We start from the raw sequence: 20,859 nt of genomic DNA, 5'->3' as shown, positions 1-20,859 counted from the left end.
CCATGAAGGCATCGGCGGGCGGCTATGCTCGTGCATCCGACGTGCGGCAGGCCTTGGAAATGCTTGCCGCCAGCGATGGTAGCGGTCGCGTTCTTGCGGGCGGCCAGAGCCTGATCGCCGCCATGAACATGCGGCTTTCCACAGGCGACATCCTGATCGATATCTCGCGGATCGGAGAACTGGCCGGTGTCCGGGAAACGTCCGACAGCCTTTGGATCGGGGCGCTGACGCCCCATGCGGAGATCGGGCGCAACGCCCTGATCCGGGATCACGCCCCTCTCCTTTCCCAGGCCGTTGCGTTTATCGCCCATGCCGCGATCCGCAACCGCGGCACGATCGGAGGGGCGCTCGCCCATGCGGATCCGGCCGCGGAGTTTCCGGCTTGCGTGCTTGCGCTCGGCGCGACCCTTCATGTGGAAGGATTGAATGGACGCCGCGACATCCCGGCTGAAGATTTCTTCCATGACCTCTTCGAAACGGCCATCCAGGACGGTGAAATCCTGACGGGCCTCTCGATCCCGAAGGCCGGGCCGGACGAGCGGCAGACGATCACCGAAGTCGCCCGCCGGTCCGGCGATTACGCGCTTGCCGGCGTCTGCCTGGTACAGCGCTCGGGCAAACACAGGCTTTCGCTGTTTTCCGTTGCTCCCAAACCGGTTCTGGCCGTGCAGGCGATGGCGGAACTCGACCGGGGCGACATCGAAGGCGCTGTCCGCGCGCTGCAGGCAGACATCGATCCGTCGTCCGACACACAGGCAACCGCCACCTATCGCCGTCATCTTGCCGGCATCCTGCTGCGCCGCGCCGCGGCATCGATCCGGGGAGAAAGTGAATGACGGACATGTTTCGGGACAAGGTCGATATCGGCCTCACGGTGAACGGCGAACCGGTCGAGGCACGCGTCCCGGCCGGCCAGCATCTCGTGGACTTCCTGCGCACGTCACTCGGCCTGACCGGGGCCCATGCCAGTTGCGAACACGGTGTTTGCGGCGCCTGCACCGTGCAGGTCGACGGCAAGGCGGTGCGCGGCTGCCTGATGCTTGCCGCGCAAGCCGACGGCTCCGAGGTATGGACCGTGGAAGGCCTGTCCGACACGGCCGAAATCAACGATCTGCAAGAGGCGTTCGTGGAACGCAATGCGCTCCAGTGCGGGTTCTGTACCCCTGGAATGCTTGTCGCGGCGAAAGAATTGCTCGCAGGCGGAGGCGTCCCCTCCCGCGCCGACATCCGGGAACACCTGTCCGGGAACTACTGCCGCTGCACGGGATATGAAGCGATCGTGGATGCGGTCGAGACCGTGGCGCGCGCGCGCGCCGAAAGGGGGGCGGCATGACCATTCAATTCGGAAATCCGGACCGGCCCAATTCCTACATCGGCAAGACGGTTCCCCGTCCGAACGCCAAGCGGCTCGTGCAGGGACGCGGCATATATGTGGACGACATCGTGCTGCCCCGTCTGGTCCACGTCGCCTTCGTCCGCTCCCCGTTTGCGCATGCCAAGATCAACGGCATAGATGCCGCCGAGGCCCTGAACGTGAAGGGCGTTCTGCGGGTCTTCACCGGGGAGGACATTGCAAAGGTGTGCACGCCCTGGGTGGCGGTTCTCGCGCACCTGAAAGGCCTCAAGTCCCCGCCCGAATATCCGATCGCTCTCGACCGGGCCTGCTGGGTGGGCGAGCCCGTGGCGGCCGTGGTCGCGACCTCGCGCGCCGCCGCCGAAGACGGCGCCGCCCTGATCGACGTGGACTATGAACCGCTTCCGGTCGTGACCGACATGATGAGCGCGCTCGATGCCGATACCCCCGTGCTGCACGCGGACATGGGCGACAACCTCGCCTTCCAGCGCCTGCACGAGCAAGGCGATGTCGATGCGGCCATGCAGTCCGCCCACAAGGTGATATCGGCACGGTTCGTCACCGGCCGGCACACGGGCGTGACCCTGGAACCGCGCTCCATCCTTGTCGACTGGAACCCGGCCGAAGAACAGATGACCGCCTATCATGCGACCCAGGCACCGCACATGATCCAGACGGTTCTGGCGGAACATCTCGGCCTGCCGGAAGGCCGTGTCCGGGTCATCTGCGAGGATGTTGGCGGATCCTACGGCATCAAGGTCCATGTCTATCCGGACGAAGTGGCAACCGCTGCCATTGCAAAGATCATGGGCCGACCGGTCAAGTTCGTGGCCGACCGGCTGGAGAGCTTTACCAGCGACATCCACGCCCGCGATCACGAAATCGAGGCGAAGATCGCGGTCCAGGAAGACGGCACGATCGTCGCCATGGACGTGGACGACTGGACGGCGATCGGCGCCTATTCGGTCTATCCGCGCACCTCCGCCATCGAGGGCAACCAGGTGGTGAACCTCTGCGGCGGCCCATACGATTTCAAGCACTACCGCGCGAAGACGACGGTCGTCTTCCAGAACAAGACACCCACCTGCCAGTACCGTGCGGTGGGACATCCGATCGCGGTTGCGATCACGGAAGGGCTTGTCGACATGGCCGCTGCGGAGATCGGGATGGACCCGGTCGAAATCCGCCGGCGCAACTTGTTCCGGGACGACGCCTATCCGGCGACCTCGCCCGCCAACATGCGGTTCGAGGGCCTGTCGCACCACGCCTCGCTGAACAAGCTCCTGGAGCTGATGGATTACGACGGTCTTAGGGCCGAGCAGGCGGAGCTGCGCAAGCAGGGCATCCATCGCGGGATCGGCATTGCCAGCTTTATCGAGCTGACCAACCCCTCCCCGTTCATGTACGGCATCGGCGGCGCGCGGATCTCCGCACAGGACGGATGCACGGTGCGGATGGATCCCGACGGTTCAATCGTGGCCCTGTCCGGCGTGACCGAACAGGGACAGGGAACCGAGGCGATGCTGAGCCAGGTCGTGGCCGAGGGAGTTGGTGTATCGCCCTCCAGGGTCCGCGTGATCACCGGCGATACCCAGGTCACGCCCTACGGCGGCGGAACATGGGCCTCGCGCGGGGCTGGCATCGGCGGCGAGGCCGCCCTGCAGGCGGCCCGAGCGCTTCGCGACTCGATCCTCGAAGTGGCGGCGGCTATGCTCCAGGCGGAACAATCGAAGCTCGATATCCGGGATGGCGCCGTGGTCGACAGTGCGACGGGCGAGGCACGGATGCCGCTGGAGGAACTGGGCCGGATCGTCTATTTCCGCGGCGATACGCTGCCGAAGGGACTGCCGCGCGAGCTGGTCCAGACCCGGCACTACATCACCTCCGACTATCCGTTTGCCTTCACCAACGGTATTCAGGCCTCCTATCTGGAGGTCGATACCGACACCGGGATCGTGAAGCTTCTCAAGCATTGGTGCGTCGAGGATTGCGGGCGGGTGATCAACCCGCAGCTCGTCGACGAACAGATCCGCGGCGGGATCGTCCAGGGGCTGGGCGGCGCGCTGTTTGAGGAAATCCACTATGACGCCGACGGCCAGCTCCTGAACGGATCCATGGCGGATTATCTGGTCCCCATGGCGGCCGAGATGCCCGACATGGTCATCGGTCACGTGGAGACCCCGACGCAGGAAAGCCTGCTCGGCGCCAAGGGCGCCGGGGAAGCCGGAACGGCCGGGTCTCCGGCTGCCGTCATGAATGCAATCAACGATGCCTTGCGGCCCATGGGCGCGCAGGTCACCGAGATGCCGTTCACGCCTGAACGGATCCTTCGGGCACTTGGGGCCCTGGAGGACTGAACCGAATGGGGCTTTGGAGGAAGAGCCCCGTAACCTGGGAGGAAATCATGAAGTTCATTACCTTGGCGACCGCGACGGCCATCGTCGCCTGTTCCGCCGGCTTCGCCGCCGCGCAACAGACCATCACGGTCAATATCGGCTCATCGCACCCGGAACAGAACATTTGGGTCTATGCGATGAAGAACACCTTCGAACCGGAAGTGAACCGCATCCTGGAGGCCGCGGGCGAGTACAAGATCAACTGGGTCGAATCCTACGGCGGCACGCTCTACAAGTTCACCGATACCCGTGAAGCCGTCATGGACGGCATCGTCGACGTCGGCATGGTCGGCACAGTCTGGGAAGGCGCCAACATGCCGCTCCAGAACGTGACCTATTTCACGCCCTTCGCCACCGAAGACCACAAGATGATCATCGAGATTTTCGATGATCTTTCCGAAAACCTGCCCGAGCTTCGCGACAGCTGGGCCGAAAACGGCATGGTTCACCTTTCGTCGCTGATCACCGACAGCTACGACATCTACGCGACCTTCCCTGTCAATTCGATGGGTGACCTCGCTAACCGGAAGCTGAACGCACCCGGAACGTCGGCGAACTGGCTGCGCGGCACGGGTGCCACGCCGGTCGATGGCGCGCTCACCACCTACTACACGAACATCCAGACGGGCGTGACCGAAGGCACACTGTCGTTTGCGTCCGGCATTCTGCCGACGCGTGTCTACGAAGTCGCGCCGGAACTCACCCGCGTGGGCATCGGCTCGATGTATTTCGGCGGCATCGCGGCCAACAAGGATTTCTTCGAGGGCCTGCCGGAGCCGGTCCAAAAAGCCTTCCGTGAAGCGGCCAAGGCAACCTCCCAGGCCCATGGCCAGTATGTGGAGGATCTTGCCAAGCGCGCGCTGACCGAAATGCAGGCTGCGGGCCTGACGATCCACGAATTGCCGGAAGCGGAAAAGGCTGCCTGGGTCAACGGCCTGCCCAATATCGTGGAGCCGTGGCTGGAACAGACCGGCGATGCCGGGCGCGTGGTCCTGAAGGCCTATTTCGATGCGCTGCGCGCTCGCGGAGCCGAGCCGTTGAGGGCATGGGACGAAGGCCTCTAGGATCGACCTTGCGCCTTAGGCGATAACAGCACTCTCCACCCGCCCGGGGTCCGTCCGGGCGGGTGTTTGCAGATCGAAGTGGATGCGAAGATGACCGATGACACCAATGCCGAAAGCGATGACGCATACGTCCCGGCTTTCTCGGAAGCGCCCTTCGGCGCGGCCCTCGGCAGTCTAGCCGCGATCATGTCATCGATCGGCACGCTCGCGATCGGAGCGCTCATGGTGCTCATCGTGGCCGATGTTCTGGGACGCAACTTCTTCAACGCACCGATTACCGGTGTGGCGGAAATCGCGGGACGTGCCGTCGTCGCCATCGTCTTCCTGCAGGTAGCCGCCGCGATCTTGCAGAAACGGCTGACCCGCGCCGATTTTCTGATCCGTCGTCTTCAGGGCGTTTCGCCAAAGGGCGTTTGCCTGGTCGAAGCGCTGTTTTGCATTGCCGGGATGATCGTATTCGCCCTGATCGTCTGGGCGTCCTGGCCGAAGCTTGCGAGCGCCTGGGCGACATCGGAATTCTTCGGCGTCCAGGGCGTTTTCACCATACCGACATGGCCCTTCAGGGGCATCACTGTCCTGGGGTCCGCGGCAGCGGTCCTCGCAGCGCTCTACCGCGCGCAAGATGAAATCCGCAAGTTCCGGAGCCTTCCATGACGACCCTCACCATCGGGCTCCTGCTAGTCGGTGCGCTGATCCTTCTTGTCCTGCTCGGGATGCAGATCGCCTATGCGCTGTTCCTGGTGGCCTTCGCCGGCATCTGGATCATCCGCCACAATCTCGATCTCGCCTTTCGCATGCTGGAACTGACCGCCTACAGCGGGATTGCGGACTATCTTTTCGCGACCATCCCGCTGTTCGTGCTGATGGGGCTTCTGGTCAGCGTCTCGAACGTCGGGCGCGACACGTTCGAAGTCGCCGAGGAACTGCTTCGCCGCGTCGTCTGCGGACTTGGTGTCGCGACCGTCGCCGCCAACACGATCTTTGCCGCCGTGACCGGTGTCTCCATTGCGTCGGCCGCGGTCTTTACCCGTGTCGCCGTTCCGGAAATGAAACGCCACGGCTATCGCTCCGCGTTTTCAGCCGGGACAGTCGCCGGCTCCTCGGTGCTTGGCATGCTGATCCCGCCAAGCCTCCTGCTCATCATCTACGGTGTGCTTGCGGAAGTCTCCATCGGCGGCATGTTCATCGCCGGCATCGTGCCCGGCCTGCTGCTCGCGGGCGGGTTCGTGGCGATGCTGATCTCCGTGACGTTGCTCTTTCCCGGTTTCGTGATGACCGATCCGGAAGCCGCGAAAATGCGCCGGCTGGACCGCGACTTCGAAACCATGCCGGTCGGGCGGATGATCGCCAAGCTGGTGCCGATCATCTTGCTCGTCATCCTGGTTCTCGGCGGCCTTTACTCGGGCTTCTTCACTCCGACCGAGGCCGGTGGCGTGGGCGCCTTCGGCGCGCTGCTTGTCGCCCTGTCGCGGCGCTCCCTCGACCGTCACAATCTCTGGCAGGTGATGAAGCAGACGGGCGTGATCTCGGTTTCGATCCTGCTCCTGCTGATCGCGGCGAGCTATTATTCGCGCATGCTTTCGATTGCAGGGCTGCCCAACGCGATTGCCGGCCTGGTCAACCAGAGCGGTCTCGGTCCGATGGGCTTCATGGTGCTCTGTGCCGGCCTCATCCTCCTCATGGGCATGATCCTGGACAGCACGTCGATCCTTCTGATCATGGTTCCCATCGCAGCCCCGATCGCGCAAAGCATGGGGATCGACCTCAGTCAGTTCGGCATCGCGATCGTGATCGCGGTGGAAATCGGCCTGCTGACGCCGCCCTTCGGGATCTCGGTCTTTACGGTGCACAACACGCTCAACGATCCGGCCGTGTCGGTCGAGCAGATCTTTGCCGGCACGCTGCCGTTTATCGGGGTGATGCTGTGTGTCCTGCTGCTCGTCATTCTGATCCCGGGGATCGCAACCGTCTTCCTGTGATCGCGGGACCGAAATCCGGACCGATGGCCGGTTCGATAAGGAAGACCGGACAGCGGTTTCCACGATCAGCACTTCAGGACTGCAACATCTGGCCGATGCTTCGGTAGAGCATGTAGCTGGCGACCACGAAAATCAGGCCGGCAAACAGGGTGTTCAACGTGCCTTTTCGTGTCGACAGGCGCTTGGCGAGCATTCCGCCGATGAGACCGCCGAACACACCGCCGCCGATGAAGACCGCCGCAAGCACCCAGTCCACATAGCCGGAAAAGGCGTAATTCAAGGCCGTCGTCAGCCCGAATGCGGTGACGGCGACAAGCGATGAACCGATCGCGAAAAGGATCGGCATGCCGGTCGACGCAAGCAGGCCCGGCACGATCAGGAAGCCCCCGCCAATTCCGAAAAAGCCGGAGAAAATGCCTGTCAGGCCGCCGAAGCCCAGAACCTTGTGCACGTTCTCGCGGGAGCATTGCGCCCCCGGATTTCCCTCCGCCCCGCGCTTGCGGAACATGAGGCCGCCGACCACGAACATGAGCAGGGCAAACAGCAGGAGGAGTTTCTGTCCGTCGACGATCTTGCCGACACTGGAGCCTATGAAGGCGCCGACAATACCGGCGACGCTGTAAACGGCCGCGCACCGCCATTTGACGTTGCCGAGCCGGGCATGGCTCAGGAGATTGGCAAAGGCGTTGGCCGCGACGGCGAAGGCACTTGTTCCGATGGCGAGATGGGCGCTGGGAACGCCGACGAGATACACCATCAAGGGCACGGCCAGAACCGACCCGCCGCCGCCGAACATGCCGAGCGTGAAACCCACAAGTCCGCCCGAGAGAACCCCGAGACCGTATTGTACCGGATCAAGATACATCATCTGTTCGCCGACCGTTTTTCGGCCGGTCCACCTGTTCTGTTCGACACCAGTCGCCTAAGGCGCTCTTCGGCGGCCCCGCAACGCGGTCGTCGCTTTCCGGCCGGACCATAGTCGGCAGACTACATTCATACAATATGAAATATGAATATGATCATTTTCGGGCCGTGCCGGCCGTCCGGCACACCGCGTTTCCGGGAATTCAGCGCTCGTTCGTACCGCCGCCCTCAGGCACCTGCCAGCCGAGCAGTCTGGAGATCCTGCTCGCGGTCTCGATCAGTTTCGCCCGTACCGGGCCGTTCAACTCGTCGAGCCGATGTTCGGAAATCGGCGCCGTGACGTTAATCCCGGCGACGACATGACCGGTCATGTCGCGGACCGGGGCAGCGACCGACGCGATGCCGGCCTCGAAATGACCGGCGTGGACGATTGCCTCCGCCCCACGATCCGCCCTCGCCTGCGCAAGAACCTCCGCAGGATTGGCCGCCGTCTGGCCAACGCCGGCATTGTCGCTGCGAAACAGGCTCAGCAGGCTGTCTTCTCCAAGGTCGGCGAGCATCACCCGGCCGATTGCGGTGTTGCGCGCCGGCAGGCGACTGCCGACGTGAACGATGGAGGCATCGGCATAATGCGCAGGCACCCGCAGGACATAGAGAACGGAAGTGCCGTCCAGCACGCCCATATGGGCGGACCAGTTCAGTTCGTCGCGCAGGCGTTCCAGTTCCGGCTGGGCGATCTCGACGATCTCGCGCGTGGCCAGATAACCGTAGCTGAGCCGCAGGATACCGGGACCGACGGAGTAGGTGTTGGTACGCTGGTCGTGGATCAGGCATCCCATCTCAGCTAGTGTGTAGACCGTACGAAACGCTGCGGAGCGCGTGATCCCCAGACGTTCCGATATGTCTTTCAGGGAAAGGTTCGGCGTTTCCGGGGTAAAACACTGCAACGCCTTCAATCCGCGCACGAGGCCCGGGACCAGGTATCGATCCTCGTCAGCCGCCATGTTCTCTCATCTTCCTGTTCCCCGGAGTAAAATCGGTTTGCGTTTCACCAGTAAAACGCAGCCTCACCCGTAAAACAAGATGGGTCTAGGATCGGCTCACTTCAATCGCGTATGAGGACGGAGACGCCGACATGAACATCGAGAACCAGGAATTCAAAACCCTCAAGGAAGCTCTGAAGGCCAATACCGGCCGCTTTGTCGACAAGCGCTTCGACTGGGAAGCCTTCCCGTCGAACATCGGCTTTCCCGACCTCTCCCGCGCCCAGATGCGCTATATCGGCGCCGGCGGTTCGCCGAAGGTCGGCGACACCTCGACCCTGAAGCCGGATCACTTCACCTTGTCGCTGATCTACAAAGAGCCGGGCAAATACGCCGCCTGCCACAGCCATGAGATCGAGGAAAGCTTCCTGATCATCGACGGCAGCCTGATCGTCGGCTGGGAAAAGGACGGCGAAGTGGTTGAAGTCAACCTCGGCCCGAAGGACATGATCCTGAACGCCCGCGAGATCGGCCATGGTTTCCGCGTCGACGGCGTCGAGCCGGTCCTGATGTCGATTTCCGTTGACGTCGGCAAGCCGCTGCCACCGGTCTACCACTACCACCCGAAGGAACATGCGCCGGAACTGGCCCGCAGCTTCGGCGCCCAGCCGGGCAAGACCATGCCGTTCGACCCGAACGGCTCCCATCCTCTGCAAAAGCTGATGGCGAAATACGTCGCGCGCCACAACGAGCTGGAAACGACCTGGGACGATGCCGGCTTCACCCGCAAGGTCTACTGCGGCCCGGGCGGCGTGGAGACCGACACCTGCCGCAAGGAAATGCTCGGCATTCCGTCGCAGGTCGGCGTCAAACCGTTCACGCGGGACGTGGAAGACGCCTTCTTCGTGCTTGAGGGCTCCCTGACTGTCGGATGGGAAGAAAACGGTGAAACCACCGAAGTCGAACTCGGACCGCGCGACCTGATCAAGACCCCGGCCGGCCGCAAGCACTGGTTCCGCAACAACAGCGCCGCGCCTGCAACCGTCTGGTATGTGGTGGGTTCCGCCGAGCCGGAAACGGTCAAGTTCGAAAAGGCCTGATGCCGCAAAGCACATGAAGGGGGCGGCCTTCGCCTCCTTCATCTCCATAGAGCCCGAAACGCCCCCGATTACGTAGTTATCCGGTTGACGGGCAATCCATAAACGACAACAATTGAACGAATAGTTCAAATATGATCTTTCCGAGGGACTGAAATGGCCGTTTTGAAGGTAGGGATCTGCGGTGGCGGTGTTGGTGGTCTGTGCGCGGCAATCGCGCTGACCGACATGGGCCACGACGTGACGATTTATGAACAGGCTTCCGAGTTCGGCCGCGTCGGCGCCGATATCAACCTGACCCCGAACGCCGTCCATGCCCTCGACCGGCTCGGTGTCGGCGAGCGGCTGCGCGAAACCGCGGCACGGCCCACGCACCGGATCAGCCGCCAGTGGGACAGTGGCGAAGAAACCTCCCGCCTGCCGATGAGCACGGCCGCCGAGGAACGCTACGGCTCGCCCCAGCTGACCATCCACCGGGCCGACCTTCTCAACGCCCTGACCGATCGCCTTCCGGCCAACAGGATTCTCTTCGGCTGCAAAGTCACCGGTGTCGAACAGGACGGCACCAAGGCGACCATCCGCTTCGCGGACGGCAGTCATGCCGACTTCGACGTTGTCGTCGGCGCCGATGGCATCCATTCCGTCGTCCGTACCGCGCTGTTCGGCAAGGACGACCCGAAGTTCACCGGGCTGGTGTCCTACCGCGCGGTCTTCCCGCGCTCCAAGGGCGCCGGCATTCCGGATCTCGACGCCTTCACCAAATGGTGGGGCCCGAGCAGCGACTACCAGATCGTCACCTTCCCGCTGACCCGCGGCGAAGAGATCTTCGTCTTCGCGACCACGCCGCAGAACGACTGGGCCGAGGAAGGCTGGACCCTGCCCGGCGACATCGAAGAGCTGCGCGCGGTCTACAAGGATTTCCATCCGCAGGCCCGTGCCCTGCTCGAGGCCTGCGAGACCGTGACCCGTTCGGCCCTGCATGTGCGCACGCCGATGGAACACTGGTCGAAGGGCCGGATCACCATTCTCGGCGATGCCGCCCACCCGATGGTGCCGTTCATGGCCCAGGGCGCGTGCATGGCGATCGAAGACGCCGTCGTTCTGGCGCGTTCTCTGGACGGCAAGACACCCGCAGAGGTGCCGGCCGCACTCGAAACCTACGAGACCGCACGAAAGCCCCGCACCGCCCACGTCCAGGAAAGTTCCCTTGCCAATGAATGGCTGAAAGACCGCGGCAATGCCGACTGGGTCTATGGCTATCATGCCTGGGAAGTGGGTCTGGACGACCTGGCTGCGTGACGAAACGACGATTGAGAAAATGATCAATATGTGACATATCGTTCACATTAGATCAGCTTTTTGAAATCATCCCGATTTCGTTTGAAAGTATGAGACCTGGATCAGGGGGCAGCATGACGTTGGCATCCGACAAGGACGCGGAACAGACGGGCTATTCGGTTCCGCCGGTTCTGCGGGCGATCGCGCTCCTGCGCTATATCGGAGCCGGCAACCGCTGCCGCAACATCTCTTCGGCCTCCAAGGAACTGGGCATCAACCGCACCACCCTGATCCGCCTCATTCATACGCTGGAAGACGAGCGCATGATCGAGGAGATCGACGAAGGCGCCGGCTACCGGCTCGGAACCGGGCTGATCGCACTCGCCTCCGAAGCCATCGCCGACCGGGATGTGGTCCAGATCGCCCGGCCGATCCTTGCCGACCTGGCAGCCGAACTCAACCTGTCGGCGCACCTTGGCATTCTCGACGGCCTCGAGATCGTCTACCTGGCCCGGGAAACGCCGAACTCCTATCTGGTCAGCAACGTGCGCGTCGGCACCAGGCTGCCGGCGCATGCGACCACCATCGGGCGTATTCTGCTGTCCGAACTCGCTCCCGAGGCGCTGCACAAGCTTTACGACCACGTGAAACTCGATGCCTATACGGACAAGACCAGAACCTCCCTGGAGGAACTGGAAGCCCAGCTTGCCGAAGACCGCAAGGGCCGGATTGCCTGGAGCGTCGCCAACTTCGAGCCGGGGATCGGCTCCTGCGCAGTCGCCGTTTACGACGACCGAGGCCGCGCTGTCGGCGGCATCAACGTGACCGGGCAGGACAGCGTGTTCACGCCGGGCACGGACGAGGCCGGCGTGATCGAACGCGCGATCAAGACCGCCGCGAACCGGATTTCCGAAGCGCTCGGTCACACGTCGCGCACCGCCCGCAGGGCCTAAATTTCGAAAAAATCAGTCGTAGGTATAACCGAAAGACAGGCCGAACCGGTCCGCGGTCAGCGGTCTGTTGCCGGTCAGGGCCCGGCGCAGCCACAGGCGGCCGTGGATCTGGGTGTCGGTGAAATCGGCGTTTTCCGGAAGCCGGACACCATCGCACCAGAGCCCGCCCAGCCACTCGGCACCGGAGAAATCCGCCTGCTGGCGCAGGCTCGCGCCTTCCAGCGAAAAGTTGCCATAGGCGACAACGCCCGCGAACTCCGCATCGCCTTCGAAAACGGCGCCGTTGAAATTGCCGATGCCGCGGAATTCGCAACCGGCAAAGGACACCTTGCGGGAGAAGGTTACCTGCTCGAACCGTGCATCGTTGCGGAACGAGGTGCCTGAGAAGGAGACCTCCCCGCCGAAGATCGCTCCGCCGAACCAGGACAGGCCCTGGAACACCGCGTCGTGGGCATCGATGCCGTCGGGAAACCGCGCGTTCCGGAAGTCGACGCCAGCAAGTTCAAGGCCGGACAGATCGAGCCGGCCTTCGCATTCGATCCCGGTGAGATCGATGCGTTCGCCGTGATGCCACGGCGTCGACAGACGGTCGCGGATTTCCCGGGCGAGCATCAGGCTGCCTCTGAAGCCTGTTTTACGGCGAGAGCAACCATTTCCTCTGCCCAAGGCAGAGCCAGATCGTCGGCCATGTCACTGCCGGACGCATCATGGGTCAGCCGATCGCCGAGCTGGGTCGCGCCGTGTTTGGCGAGCAGGTCGGCAATGCGCTTGCTGCCGTGATTGAAGGTCTCATCATATTCGGAATCGCCGAGGCCGAAGACGGAGAAACTAACACCGGAAAGATCGGCATCGGACTGAGCCATGGCTTCCGCGAAAGGCTTCGCCGAGGCCGGCAGTTCGCCGTCGCCATAGGTGGAGCAGACAACGAGATAGAACCCGCCCGCCTCGAAGTCGTCCGGCGCGAAATCGGACAGGTTGACGGCTTCGGCCTCGTGGTTGCTTTCCAGGCTGGAGACGATGTCCTCCGCCAGCATCTCGGCGTTCCCGGTTTCGGTACCGTAGAGAACAGTGATCTTCATCCGTTGATCTCCTCAGATTTTTGCAGGGCCAGAGCCAGCATGTCCTGCCGGCAGGCGATCTTGCGGCGGGTCCTGTCCGCCGGCAGGTCGGCCGTTTCGGCTTCGTCGATCCGCTTCCAGCCGGCGTAGTCGACCAGATCGGCGCGTCCGGCTGTCAGTCCGTCTCGCTCGCCTTTTCCGGCATCCGCGCCGGCCGCGTCAAGATCCGCCAATATACGGGTGGCAAGCGCCTGCGCGTCCGCACGGTTTTCCGGAATGGTGCCGCGCGGGCCGCGCCGGAACCAGCCGGTCGCATAGAGACCCGGCGCCAGGGCGCCTGCCTCCACGTCTTCGGCCGAGGCAACCAGATCGTCCCGGCCCAAATGGCCGGCCGCGGCAAACCCGACGGCCGTGATGAAGCTATCGCAGGCGAGTTCGACCGCTTCGCCACTTGCATTCCGGAAGCGGACACCGGTCACGTTGCCGCCCTCGCCCGTGATCTCCTCAGGCGTCAGGCCGAAGCGGAACGTCAGTTGGCGCGGACCAGTGCCGTGACCGTCAACCGTCGCCAACGCGTCCAGCTTCTTCTGACCGTTGTCGCTCTCGGCAGATCCCATTTCTTCGACGCGAATGGTTACGCCGGAGAGCTTGGAGAGCTCCTTGATCATCACCGGATCGAACTTGGCGGCTTCGGCCGCAGAACGACCGACGATATCGATGGTCTCGATGTCGTTGGCCGCAAGCCATTCACTCGGCCCGGCACCGAAATCAGATCCGGCCAATTCGTCGGGCGTCTTTCCGAGGATGCGAAGCAGGTCGATGGCGACATTGCCGTTGCCCATGATGACGACTCTTTTGCCAAGCTTCGGCAAGGGGTGGGCATCGGGATGTTCGTATAGCGCACGGGTCAGATCGCCGGCGCGGATCACGCCGTCCAGATCCTCGCCCGGAATACCGAGCGACCGGTCTCCCGGCAGGCCGGCCGCCAGAACGACGACATCGTAACAGGCACGCAAGTCGTCCAGGGACACATCTTCGCCGATGGCCAGGTTGCCGATGAAAGTCGCGCCCATGCGTTCGAAGACCCGCTCGAACTGGCGTGTAATGCCCTTGGTGCCCTGATGATCGGCGGCAACGCCGTAACGCACCAGACCATAAGGCACCGGCAGGCGGTCGATCAGGTCGACCTTGAGTTCCGGATCGGCCTTGAGCAGGGCCTGTGCCAGGAAACATCCGGACGGTCCGGCCCCGATAATGGCAACGGATGCGCTCATGCGGCTCCCTCCATGGCCGGCAGGGCCCAGGGATGCGGCTTGCCGGAGAGGTCGTGGTAGATCGATTTCTGCGCCATATAGGCGCGCATGCCTTCCCTGCCCTTTTCGCGGCCGATGCCGCTGTCCTTCTCGCCGCCGAACGGGGTAGAGATAGAGAATTGCTTGTAGGTGTTGACCCAGACCGTGCCGGTGCTGATGGCCCGGCCGACACGCCAGGCCTTCGGGAAGTCCCGGGTCCACAGACCCAGGGCAAGGCCGTAGCTGTTGTCGTTGGACTGGGCGATCACGTCCTCTTCGCTGTCGAAGGGAAGCACGGCCAGAACCGGCCCGAACACTTCCTCGCGGCACAGGCGTGCGGTGTTGGGCAGGCCGGCAATGATCGTCGGCAGGTAATAGGCGCCCTTGGCGTAGTCCGCGCCTTCCGGGGCCCTGCCGCCGCACAGGATCTCGCCGCCGTCGGCGCGGGCGGCCTCCACGTGTTCGGCCACGCTCTCGCGGTGATCGAAGTGGATCAGCGGCGCTACCTGGGTGTCCGCCTCGAACGGATTACCGACCTTGAGACGCTTGGTGACGTCCACCAGACGGGACACGAACCGGTCGTAGATCGGGCGCTCGACGAACAGGCGCGCGCCGGCGATGCAGCTCTGACCGGTGGAGGAGAAGATGCCGAACAGGACACCGGCAATCGCCTGGTCGATATCGGCATCGGCAAAGACGATGGTCGGCGACTTGCCGCCCAGTTCCAGCGACACCGGCATCAGTTTTTCCGCCGCCTGACGGGCAAGCTGGCGGCCGGTGGTGGTACCGCCGGTGAAGCTGACCCTTGCGATGTCCGGGTGATCGACCAGCAGGTTGCCGATCTCTCGGCCGGCACCCGGCAGCACTGAGAACAATCCCTTCGGCAGACCGGCCGCTTCCACGATACGCGCCAGTTCCAGGCTGACGAGCGGCGACCACGACGCGGGCTTGAGCAGAACCGCGTTTCCGGCGGCAAGGGCGGGCGCCACCTTCTGCGCGTCCGATGCAATCGGCGAATTCCATGGCGTGATCGCACCGACGAGGCCGAGCGGCTCGTAGACCGACAGGGTCAGGGCGTCGCCGCGCTGAACGGTCAGCGCCTCGTCGGAGGTTTCCAGAACCGCGCCGAAGTAGCGGAAGGTTCCGGCCGCCGACATCGCCAGCGCCTTGGTTTCCCTCAGGGTCTTGCCGGTGTCGCGGGTCTGGATAAAGGAAATCCGATCTGCATTCGCTTCAATGCCGTCTGCGATGGCATAGAGGTACTTCGCCCGATCATGGGCTTTCAGATTGCGCCAGGCCGGATCGGCCTGTGCTGCGCGGGCGCGCTCAATGGCGCGCAGACCGTCGGCCTGCGACGCGCCGCGCAACACGCGGTTGACCGTGCCGTCCGCTGGAAAGATCGAGGTGATTTCCGGGCCCGTGCCCTCTTCCCACACGCCGCCGACGAAAAGTTTGCCTTCAGGAAGGTCGATCATCCGGGTCTCCTCAAATCGCGACTGGAGCGACGCGGTTCCGCAGCTCGCGCAGAACGCTGTACACCGTGGTCACGGACGTCTTGATGTTGCCGGGCGACGGCAGGTTCTCGATGCGGATCGACGTGCGTGCGACGCCGGAAACCGCGGTGAATTCGTGGGTATTGCCGGACGCGGCCGGGTCGGCGATCAGCTCGACCTTGGTGTCGTCGAAGCCGAGTCCGGCAAGCGCGATGGTCGCCGCCACATTTGCATTCTTCGGATATTGCGCGGCCGCATCGCGGGCCGAGCCGGAGAAGAACACCGTGGCTTCCGTGAGCCCATCGAGATCGACCGCGGCTTCCGCGGGCGTTCCGGCCCAGGCCGCAGGCGGCTTGCAGCCCTGGTAGATGACCGATGTCAGTCCGGCCGGGCGCAGGGCGGCCAGCAGATCGATCCCGCCGACCGCACCGGCCGGCAGCACGATCCGCGCTCCACCGTCCTCGGCTGCTGCACGAAGCTCGGCTTCCAGCTCCCGGTGCGCAAAGGCACCGATCGACACGAGCACCACATCGACACCGGCCCTCAGGATCGTCGGCACATGGCTGACGACGGCCTGATGGCCGGCACATTCGATAACCAGATCGGGCTTGGCCGCAAGCAGACCTTCGGCGCTGGAGACAGCCGCAAAGCTGCAGCCCAGACCGCCATGAGTGGCTTCAAGGTCCTGGACCAATGCGTCCGTTTTCTCCGGCAGTCCGAGCACCGTGAGCGCTTCCAGCCTGATTTCCGGGGTTTCCGCAATCAGCCGCAGCAGCGTCCCGGCGATATTGCCGTATCCGATCAGTCCCAGGCGCATGGATCAGGTCCTGTTTCCTGCGGCTCCCGCGGGCGGACCGGAAAAGGCCTGGGCGAAGGGACCGATGGCGCACATGTCGACCTCGATCACCTTGGGCCCTTCGACGGAAACGGCTTCCTCGAAGGCGTCCGCGAACTCGTCCACCGAGCCGACGACCCGGTGCGGCATACCGATGGAAGCGCAGAAGGTGGCGAAATCCGGCGTCGCCAGAGCGGAATAGTGTCGGCGGGAGTCATACTGCGCATCCTGGATGTTCTGGATGACGCCATAGGCCTTGTCGTTCATCAGAACGTAGACCAGGCCGGCCTTTTCTTCGACTGCCGTGATCATCTCGGCGATGCCGAGCATGGTGCCGCCGTCGCCAAGCAGGGTCACAGCCTTGGCCTCGGGCGAAGCCAGGGCGGCGCCGATGCCCATGGCCACGCCCTGACCGATGCCGCCGCCGAGGGCGTGAACACCGTGCCGGGGCTCTGCGATCCGGACATATCGATTGCCGAAGGTGGAATTGGAAATGGTGACATCACGCACCCAGGGATGTTTACCATCGGACACCCGAACTGCCAGTTCGTCGGCGATGACCCGATAGGGGCCGAGAACGTCGCGCATGCGCCCTTCGGCGGTCGCGCGCGCCGTGGCAATATCGAAGGCCTGGTTCGGATCGACATCGAGTTTTTCCGGCAGCAGCTGGAGGATCCGGCCGAGCGTGTCGGCGGCATCACCGTGGGCGAAGATCTCGACCGGGTAGTTGCGGCCGCCCTGGGTGGCGTCCGCGTCGATCTGGACCAGCGGCGACGGCAGGACCATCGCGTTGTTATGGGTCTCGTTGCCGCGAAGACGCGAGCCGACGACGATCATCAGGTCGGATTTACGGTAAAGCTCCTGGGCCTCCGGCGTCATGTTGAAGGCGCCGAGATTGCCCGGCTGTTCTTCGGAGACGATGGCGCGACCGTTGGTGCTGGTGACGATGCCGAGGCCGCGACGATGCAGTTCACTTGCTTCCTTGGAAGCCCCACGGGCACCGCCCCCGAGCCACAGCAGCGGACGCTTTGCCGACTTGATCCGCTCGGCGATTTCCTCGACGACCGCATCGGGCGCACGCGGCGTCATCGGCACCGGTGCGTGGATCGCTCCGGTCTCGCAGGCCTGGGTGCGCTGGACATCGACCGGGATTTCCAGGCTGACCGGACCCGTCGGCGCGCTCAACGCAGAGGAAACGGCCGCCGTCAGGGTACCGACCGCATTGCGCGCGTCCCACATGCGGAAATAGGCCTTGGAGACGCCTTTGAGCATATCCGGCTGGCGCGGCACGTCGTGAATGGCGGCGCGGTCCCGGTCTGCGAATTCGATATCGACCTGGGTGGTGATGTGCAGGACCCGCGACCCGGCGGTCAGCGCTTCCGCCTGTGCGCCGGCTGCATTGCCGGCGGCCGTGCCTGTTGAGGTGATGACCACGCCAAGGCTTTGCGACACGCGGGCATAGGCATCGGCCATGTTCATGGCGCCGGCCTCGCCACGCGCCGGCACGAAGCGGATGCGCTCCTGGCGGGCGATCGCGTCGAGGATCGGCATATTGTGGATCGAGATGACCCCGAACACGGTGGTGACGCCGATTTCGGCGAGGTAGCGGGCGATGAAGTCACCGACCGTTTCAGTGATCGTGATCTTTTCCATTTTCATTTTTGTTCCCTCAGATATGCCGGGAGACGCCGCCCGAGACCTCGATCTGTGCGCCGGTGATGTAGCTGGCGGCGGGCGAGCCCAGGAAGCAGATCGCCGCGGCGGCCTCCTCCGGCTGCCCCAGCCGTCCCAGCGGGATACGTTTTTTAGAAGCGAGATCGGCGTACCAGTCTTCGCGGCTCTGGCTCTTGTCCTCGCGGGCTTCGAACCGGCGCTGCCACTGGCCGGAATCGACCAGGCCGAGCAGGATGGAATTGACCCGAACCTTCGGCGCGAGTTCCACGCTCAAAGATTTCGCCAGATTCTGAACGCCGGCCCGCGCGGAAGACGTGCACACCATGTGCGCCTCCGGCTGATAGGCGAGCAGCGAGTTGACCACGACGATGGAGCCGTTCGCTTCCGTGAGCATCGCCTTGAAGGCGCGCACCGGGCGGACCTGGCTGAACACCTTCAACTCGTATTCGGCGCGCCAGTCCTCATCGGACGTTTCGGCGAAGGTCGACACCCGGCCCTGTCCGGCGTTGTTGACCAGCAGATCGCACCGGCCGAACCGGTCCTGAACGTCGACCGCGAAGGCCTGGACATCGGCCTCGTCGAGCACGTTCAGCGCCTTGGCGAGCACCCGGCCCTCACCGAATTCGGCGGTCAGTTCCGAAGCGACCTTCTGTAACCGCTCTTCATTGCGGGCACAGATCGCCACGTTCGCACCGCTTGCCAGAAGCAGGCGCGTCGTCGCCAACCCGATGCCTGAAGATCCGCCGGTCACCACCGCGACCCGGCCGTCGTAGCCGTAATGCATCAGTTCTTCCTCAGTTCCGGAAAGCCCGGATCGGGACGGCCCTGCATGACCGCGCGCTGCGCCGGGGTTGGCGGGCCGGCCGTCATCCAGCGGTCCATCGCTTCGGGATCGGTGCGCGGCCAGACCTTGGCTTCATGGGTCGCCTCGTCGATCTGCTGCAGCTCGGAGGTGAACTCGATCACGAAACCGGACGGAGAAACGAAATAGGCGAAAGGATTGTTGCCCGGTCCGTGCCGGCCCGGTCCCCAGGTCGGGACATGACCCTTCTGCTTCATCCGGCCGATGCCGCGCATGAACTCGTCCAGCGTCGGCATCTCGAAGGCGACATGATTGACGCTCGGATAGTGGGCGCGCACCAGGGCGATCGAATGGTGGTCCGTGTTGCAGCGAAGGAAGACCATCTGGTCGGCGGAATAGTCGGACACCCGGAAGCCGAGCACCTTGCAGTACCAGTCCTGAACGCCTTCCATGTCCGGCGTGTTGAGCACCACGTGGCTCACCTTGCGCGGACGCGCCCAGTCATTCTTCGGCTCCAGTTCCTTGGCCTCGGTGCGGAAGCGCAGGCGGCGGTTGTCCGGATCGAGCACCTCAAAGCCATAACCGCCGCAGAAATCCGGGAAAGGCGCCGGATCGCCGACAACGGAAGCACCCGCTGCCGTGACCTGGGCATGGAGGGCGTCCATCGAGGCCCGGTCGGGCATGGAAAAGTGGACATATTCGATGCCGTAGACCGGGGCATCCTTGAGGCCGTAGAGGAAAGGCTCGGTGCCGGTACCCCGCAGGAGAACCTCGTCATTGCCCTTGTGCGACAGGTCGAGACCCCACATGTCTTCGTAGAACGGCAGCGTCTCGGTTATACCGGGTCCGCGCATCATGATGCCGCGCAGAGCGCCGACGCGTATCGGATCAGACATTTTCCAGTCTCCTGTTCCGGCCCGTCACGATACGGGCGAAGTCATTGAAGCCAGCGCCAAGGCGAAAGCCTCAGGCGCCTGCTGATAAAGGGCGTGTCCCGCCGACGGCACTTCCGTAAACGTGCCGCGTACGGCTTCCGGAATGGCGGCATAGGTCTTGCGGGCGGCTTCCGGCGGCGTCACCACGTCTTCCGACCCGACAATCACATCGGTCGGTACGGCCAGCCGGGAGGCATCGTCGAGCAGACGGCCGGATGCCAGCATGCGCACCGCCATGTCGTAGCCGGGGCTGGAGACCCGGGACATGGCATCGCGGACACGGGCGACCAGATCCGGATTGGCATCCGGTTCGAACACCAGCCGGGCAGCGCGCGCTTCGGCGAATTTCTCGGCCCCAAGTGCGGCAAGATCATCCAGCCGCTTCTGGGCCGCCGCGCTTAAAGGGCTCCCCGGCGTTACGCCGTGACCGAGAGCGGGCGATGCCAGCAGCAGATGCGCCACGCGGTCCGGATGAGCGGTTGCAAAGGTCGCAGCGATCAGGGTTCCGAGCGAATGGCCGACGAGCAGCACCCGGTCCAGTCCGAGACGGTCCAGAAGGCTCTTCAGAGCCTCGGCATAATCGGCGGCCTGAGGCCAGTCCTTTGCCAGAGGCTCCGATCCGCCATAGCCCGGCGCATTCCAGACGATCACCCGGAAGTCCGGGGCGATGTGATCGAGAAAGGGTTCGTACGACGTCGCATTGCTGCCGATGCCGTGGAGCAGCACCAGAACCGGGTCGTCGCTCTGCCCCGGCCGATCCAGGTATTCAATGCCGCCGGAAATGTGGGTCTGGACAGTCATG

General features: G+C 63.9%; 20 protein-coding genes. 9 read left to right on the top strand and 11 right to left on the bottom strand.

From position 1 onward, the window contains the following. Positions 1 to 2 precede the first annotated feature (2 nt). From ACN0SO_RS22125 to ACN0SO_RS22100, 6 genes are all read left to right on the top strand, one after another. Complete coding sequence (locus ACN0SO_RS22125) at positions 3 to 836, top strand: FAD binding domain-containing protein (protein WP_417681169.1); 834 nt, start codon at positions 3 to 5, stop codon at positions 834 to 836. Then, positions 833 to 1,333: a (2Fe-2S)-binding protein gene (locus ACN0SO_RS22120; protein ID WP_417681167.1), complete on the top strand. Its 501-nt coding sequence runs from the start codon at positions 833 to 835 to the stop codon at positions 1,331 to 1,333. Before ACN0SO_RS22125 ends, ACN0SO_RS22120 begins: the two co-directional genes overlap by 4 nt. Continuing rightward, positions 1,330 to 3,711 carry a xanthine dehydrogenase family protein molybdopterin-binding subunit gene (locus ACN0SO_RS22115; protein ID WP_417681165.1) on the top strand — a complete coding sequence of 794 codons (2,382 nt, stop codon included), beginning with the start codon at positions 1,330 to 1,332 and terminating at the stop codon, positions 3,709 to 3,711. The genes ACN0SO_RS22120 and ACN0SO_RS22115 overlap by 4 nt, the downstream gene beginning before the upstream one ends. A 47-nt stretch (positions 3,712 to 3,758) precedes the next feature. Then, positions 3,759 to 4,814, top strand: coding sequence for a C4-dicarboxylate TRAP transporter substrate-binding protein (locus ACN0SO_RS22110; RefSeq protein ID WP_417681163.1), 1,056 nt, complete (start codon positions 3,759 to 3,761; stop codon positions 4,812 to 4,814). A 90-nt stretch (positions 4,815 to 4,904) separates the two neighbouring features. After that, positions 4,905 to 5,468 (top strand): TRAP transporter small permease subunit, encoded by a 564-nt coding sequence (locus ACN0SO_RS22105; protein WP_417681161.1) that lies wholly within the window; start codon positions 4,905 to 4,907, stop codon positions 5,466 to 5,468. After that, a complete protein-coding gene (locus tag ACN0SO_RS22100) occupies positions 5,465 to 6,793 on the top strand; it encodes a TRAP transporter large permease (RefSeq protein ID WP_417681159.1) in 1,329 nt (442 codons plus the stop codon). The genes ACN0SO_RS22105 and ACN0SO_RS22100 overlap by 4 nt, the downstream gene beginning before the upstream one ends. A gap of 73 nt (positions 6,794 to 6,866) precedes the next feature. Here ACN0SO_RS22100 and ACN0SO_RS22095 read toward each other — a convergent pair whose 3' ends face one another. Next, entirely contained in the window at positions 6,867 to 7,658 is a 792-nt protein-coding gene (locus ACN0SO_RS22095; RefSeq protein WP_417681241.1) for a sulfite exporter TauE/SafE family protein, read from the bottom strand. 202 nt (positions 7,659 to 7,860) lie between these two features. After that, positions 7,861 to 8,661 carry an IclR family transcriptional regulator gene (locus ACN0SO_RS22090; RefSeq protein WP_417681157.1) on the bottom strand — a complete coding sequence of 267 codons (801 nt, stop codon included), beginning with the start codon at positions 8,659 to 8,661 and terminating at the stop codon, positions 7,861 to 7,863. Between the two features lie 131 nt (positions 8,662 to 8,792). On the opposite strand from ACN0SO_RS22090, the gene ACN0SO_RS22085 reads away from it, so the two are divergent. The 3 genes from ACN0SO_RS22085 (at position 8,793) to ACN0SO_RS22075 (ending at position 11,968) form a co-directional block, all read left to right on the top strand. Continuing rightward, entirely contained in the window at positions 8,793 to 9,740 is a 948-nt protein-coding gene (locus ACN0SO_RS22085) for a cupin domain-containing protein (protein WP_417681155.1), read from the top strand. A 153-nt stretch (positions 9,741 to 9,893) separates the two neighbouring features. Next, the gene (locus ACN0SO_RS22080; protein WP_417681153.1) at positions 9,894 to 11,036 is read left to right on the top strand and encodes an FAD-dependent monooxygenase; all 1,143 of its coding nucleotides are present in this window, start codon (positions 9,894 to 9,896) and stop codon (positions 11,034 to 11,036) included. A gap of 113 nt (positions 11,037 to 11,149) precedes the next feature. Continuing rightward, positions 11,150 to 11,968 (top strand): IclR family transcriptional regulator, encoded by an 819-nt coding sequence (locus ACN0SO_RS22075; RefSeq protein ID WP_417681152.1) that lies wholly within the window; start codon positions 11,150 to 11,152, stop codon positions 11,966 to 11,968. 12 nt (positions 11,969 to 11,980) lie between these two features. Here ACN0SO_RS22075 and ACN0SO_RS22070 read toward each other — a convergent pair whose 3' ends face one another. From ACN0SO_RS22070 to ACN0SO_RS22030, 9 genes are read right to left on the bottom strand one after another with little or no spacing between them, the layout of a single operon-like run. Next, complete coding sequence (locus tag ACN0SO_RS22070) at positions 11,981 to 12,580, bottom strand: pentapeptide repeat-containing protein (RefSeq protein ID WP_417681150.1); 600 nt, start codon at positions 12,578 to 12,580, stop codon at positions 11,981 to 11,983. Next, on the bottom strand, positions 12,580 to 13,047 hold the full coding sequence (locus ACN0SO_RS22065; RefSeq protein WP_417681148.1) for a flavodoxin domain-containing protein: 468 nt from the start codon (positions 13,045 to 13,047) through the stop codon (positions 12,580 to 12,582). Before ACN0SO_RS22065 ends, ACN0SO_RS22070 begins: the two co-directional genes overlap by 1 nt. Next, positions 13,044 to 14,300 carry an FAD-dependent oxidoreductase gene (locus ACN0SO_RS22060; RefSeq protein WP_417681146.1) on the bottom strand — a complete coding sequence of 419 codons (1,257 nt, stop codon included), beginning with the start codon at positions 14,298 to 14,300 and terminating at the stop codon, positions 13,044 to 13,046. The genes ACN0SO_RS22065 and ACN0SO_RS22060 overlap by 4 nt, the downstream gene beginning before the upstream one ends. Further along, positions 14,297 to 15,793, bottom strand: coding sequence for an aldehyde dehydrogenase (locus ACN0SO_RS22055; protein ID WP_417681144.1), 1,497 nt, complete (start codon positions 15,791 to 15,793; stop codon positions 14,297 to 14,299). Before ACN0SO_RS22055 ends, ACN0SO_RS22060 begins: the two co-directional genes overlap by 4 nt. Before the next feature lie 10 nt (positions 15,794 to 15,803). Beyond that, positions 15,804 to 16,628 (bottom strand): aspartate dehydrogenase, encoded by an 825-nt coding sequence (locus tag ACN0SO_RS22050; RefSeq protein WP_417681143.1) that lies wholly within the window; start codon positions 16,626 to 16,628, stop codon positions 15,804 to 15,806. Positions 16,629 to 16,631: 3 nt separating this feature from the next. Beyond that, on the bottom strand, positions 16,632 to 18,305 hold the full coding sequence (locus ACN0SO_RS22045) for a thiamine pyrophosphate-binding protein (RefSeq protein WP_417681141.1): 1,674 nt from the start codon (positions 18,303 to 18,305) through the stop codon (positions 16,632 to 16,634). Positions 18,306 to 18,315: 10 nt separating this feature from the next. Next, positions 18,316 to 19,104: an SDR family oxidoreductase gene (locus tag ACN0SO_RS22040; protein WP_417681139.1), complete on the bottom strand. Its 789-nt coding sequence runs from the start codon at positions 19,102 to 19,104 to the stop codon at positions 18,316 to 18,318. Next, positions 19,104 to 20,018 carry a VOC family protein gene (locus ACN0SO_RS22035; RefSeq protein ID WP_417681137.1) on the bottom strand — a complete coding sequence of 305 codons (915 nt, stop codon included), beginning with the start codon at positions 20,016 to 20,018 and terminating at the stop codon, positions 19,104 to 19,106. Before ACN0SO_RS22035 ends, ACN0SO_RS22040 begins: the two co-directional genes overlap by 1 nt. Before the next feature lie 24 nt (positions 20,019 to 20,042). Then, positions 20,043 to 20,858 (bottom strand): alpha/beta fold hydrolase, encoded by an 816-nt coding sequence (locus ACN0SO_RS22030; protein ID WP_417681135.1) that lies wholly within the window; start codon positions 20,856 to 20,858, stop codon positions 20,043 to 20,045. Position 20,859 lies beyond the last annotated feature (1 nt).

Source organism: Roseibium sp., from assembly GCF_048260565.1.
Taxonomy (GTDB): domain Bacteria; phylum Pseudomonadota; class Alphaproteobacteria; order Rhizobiales; family Stappiaceae; genus Roseibium.
Note: the sequence above shows the minus strand (reverse complement) of the source record. Positions and strands in the feature narration are given on the sequence as shown.

Bases quoted from the DNA above. Each gene is read 5' to 3' on its own strand.
- ACN0SO_RS22045 (WP_417681141.1), bottom strand. From the start codon at position 18,305: ATGAAAATGGAAAAGATCACGATCACTGAAACGGTCGGTGACTTCATC.
- ACN0SO_RS22035 (WP_417681137.1), bottom strand. From the start codon at position 20,018: ATGTCTGATCCGATACGCGTCGGCGCTCTGCGCGGCATCATGATGCGC.
- ACN0SO_RS22070 (WP_417681150.1), bottom strand. From the start codon at position 12,580: ATGCTCGCCCGGGAAATCCGCGACCGTCTGTCGACGCCGTGGCATCAC.
- ACN0SO_RS22050 (WP_417681143.1), bottom strand. From the start codon at position 16,628: ATGCGCCTGGGACTGATCGGATACGGCAATATCGCCGGGACGCTGCTG.
- ACN0SO_RS22080 (WP_417681153.1), top strand. From the start codon at position 9,894: ATGGCCGTTTTGAAGGTAGGGATCTGCGGTGGCGGTGTTGGTGGTCTG.
- ACN0SO_RS22115 (WP_417681165.1), top strand. From the start codon at position 1,330: ATGACCATTCAATTCGGAAATCCGGACCGGCCCAATTCCTACATCGGC.
- ACN0SO_RS22105 (WP_417681161.1), top strand. From the start codon at position 4,905: ATGACCGATGACACCAATGCCGAAAGCGATGACGCATACGTCCCGGCT.
- ACN0SO_RS22085 (WP_417681155.1), top strand. From the start codon at position 8,793: ATGAACATCGAGAACCAGGAATTCAAAACCCTCAAGGAAGCTCTGAAG.
- ACN0SO_RS22030 (WP_417681135.1), bottom strand. From the start codon at position 20,858: ATGACTGTCCAGACCCACATTTCCGGCGGCATTGAATACCTGGATCGG.
- ACN0SO_RS22060 (WP_417681146.1), bottom strand. From the start codon at position 14,300: ATGAGCGCATCCGTTGCCATTATCGGGGCCGGACCGTCCGGATGTTTC.
- ACN0SO_RS22095 (WP_417681241.1), bottom strand. From the start codon at position 7,658: ATGTATCTTGATCCGGTACAATACGGTCTCGGGGTTCTCTCGGGCGGA.
- ACN0SO_RS22065 (WP_417681148.1), bottom strand. From the start codon at position 13,047: ATGAAGATCACTGTTCTCTACGGTACCGAAACCGGGAACGCCGAGATG.
- ACN0SO_RS22125 (WP_417681169.1), top strand. From the start codon at position 3: ATGAAGGCATCGGCGGGCGGCTATGCTCGTGCATCCGACGTGCGGCAG.
- ACN0SO_RS22055 (WP_417681144.1), bottom strand. From the start codon at position 15,793: ATGATCGACCTTCCTGAAGGCAAACTTTTCGTCGGCGGCGTGTGGGAA.
- ACN0SO_RS22075 (WP_417681152.1), top strand. From the start codon at position 11,150: ATGACGTTGGCATCCGACAAGGACGCGGAACAGACGGGCTATTCGGTT.
- ACN0SO_RS22090 (WP_417681157.1), bottom strand. From the start codon at position 8,661: ATGGCGGCTGACGAGGATCGATACCTGGTCCCGGGCCTCGTGCGCGGA.
- ACN0SO_RS22120 (WP_417681167.1), top strand. From the start codon at position 833: ATGACGGACATGTTTCGGGACAAGGTCGATATCGGCCTCACGGTGAAC.
- ACN0SO_RS22100 (WP_417681159.1), top strand. From the start codon at position 5,465: ATGACGACCCTCACCATCGGGCTCCTGCTAGTCGGTGCGCTGATCCTT.
- ACN0SO_RS22040 (WP_417681139.1), bottom strand. From the start codon at position 19,104: ATGCATTACGGCTACGACGGCCGGGTCGCGGTGGTGACCGGCGGATCT.
- ACN0SO_RS22110 (WP_417681163.1), top strand. From the start codon at position 3,759: ATGAAGTTCATTACCTTGGCGACCGCGACGGCCATCGTCGCCTGTTCC.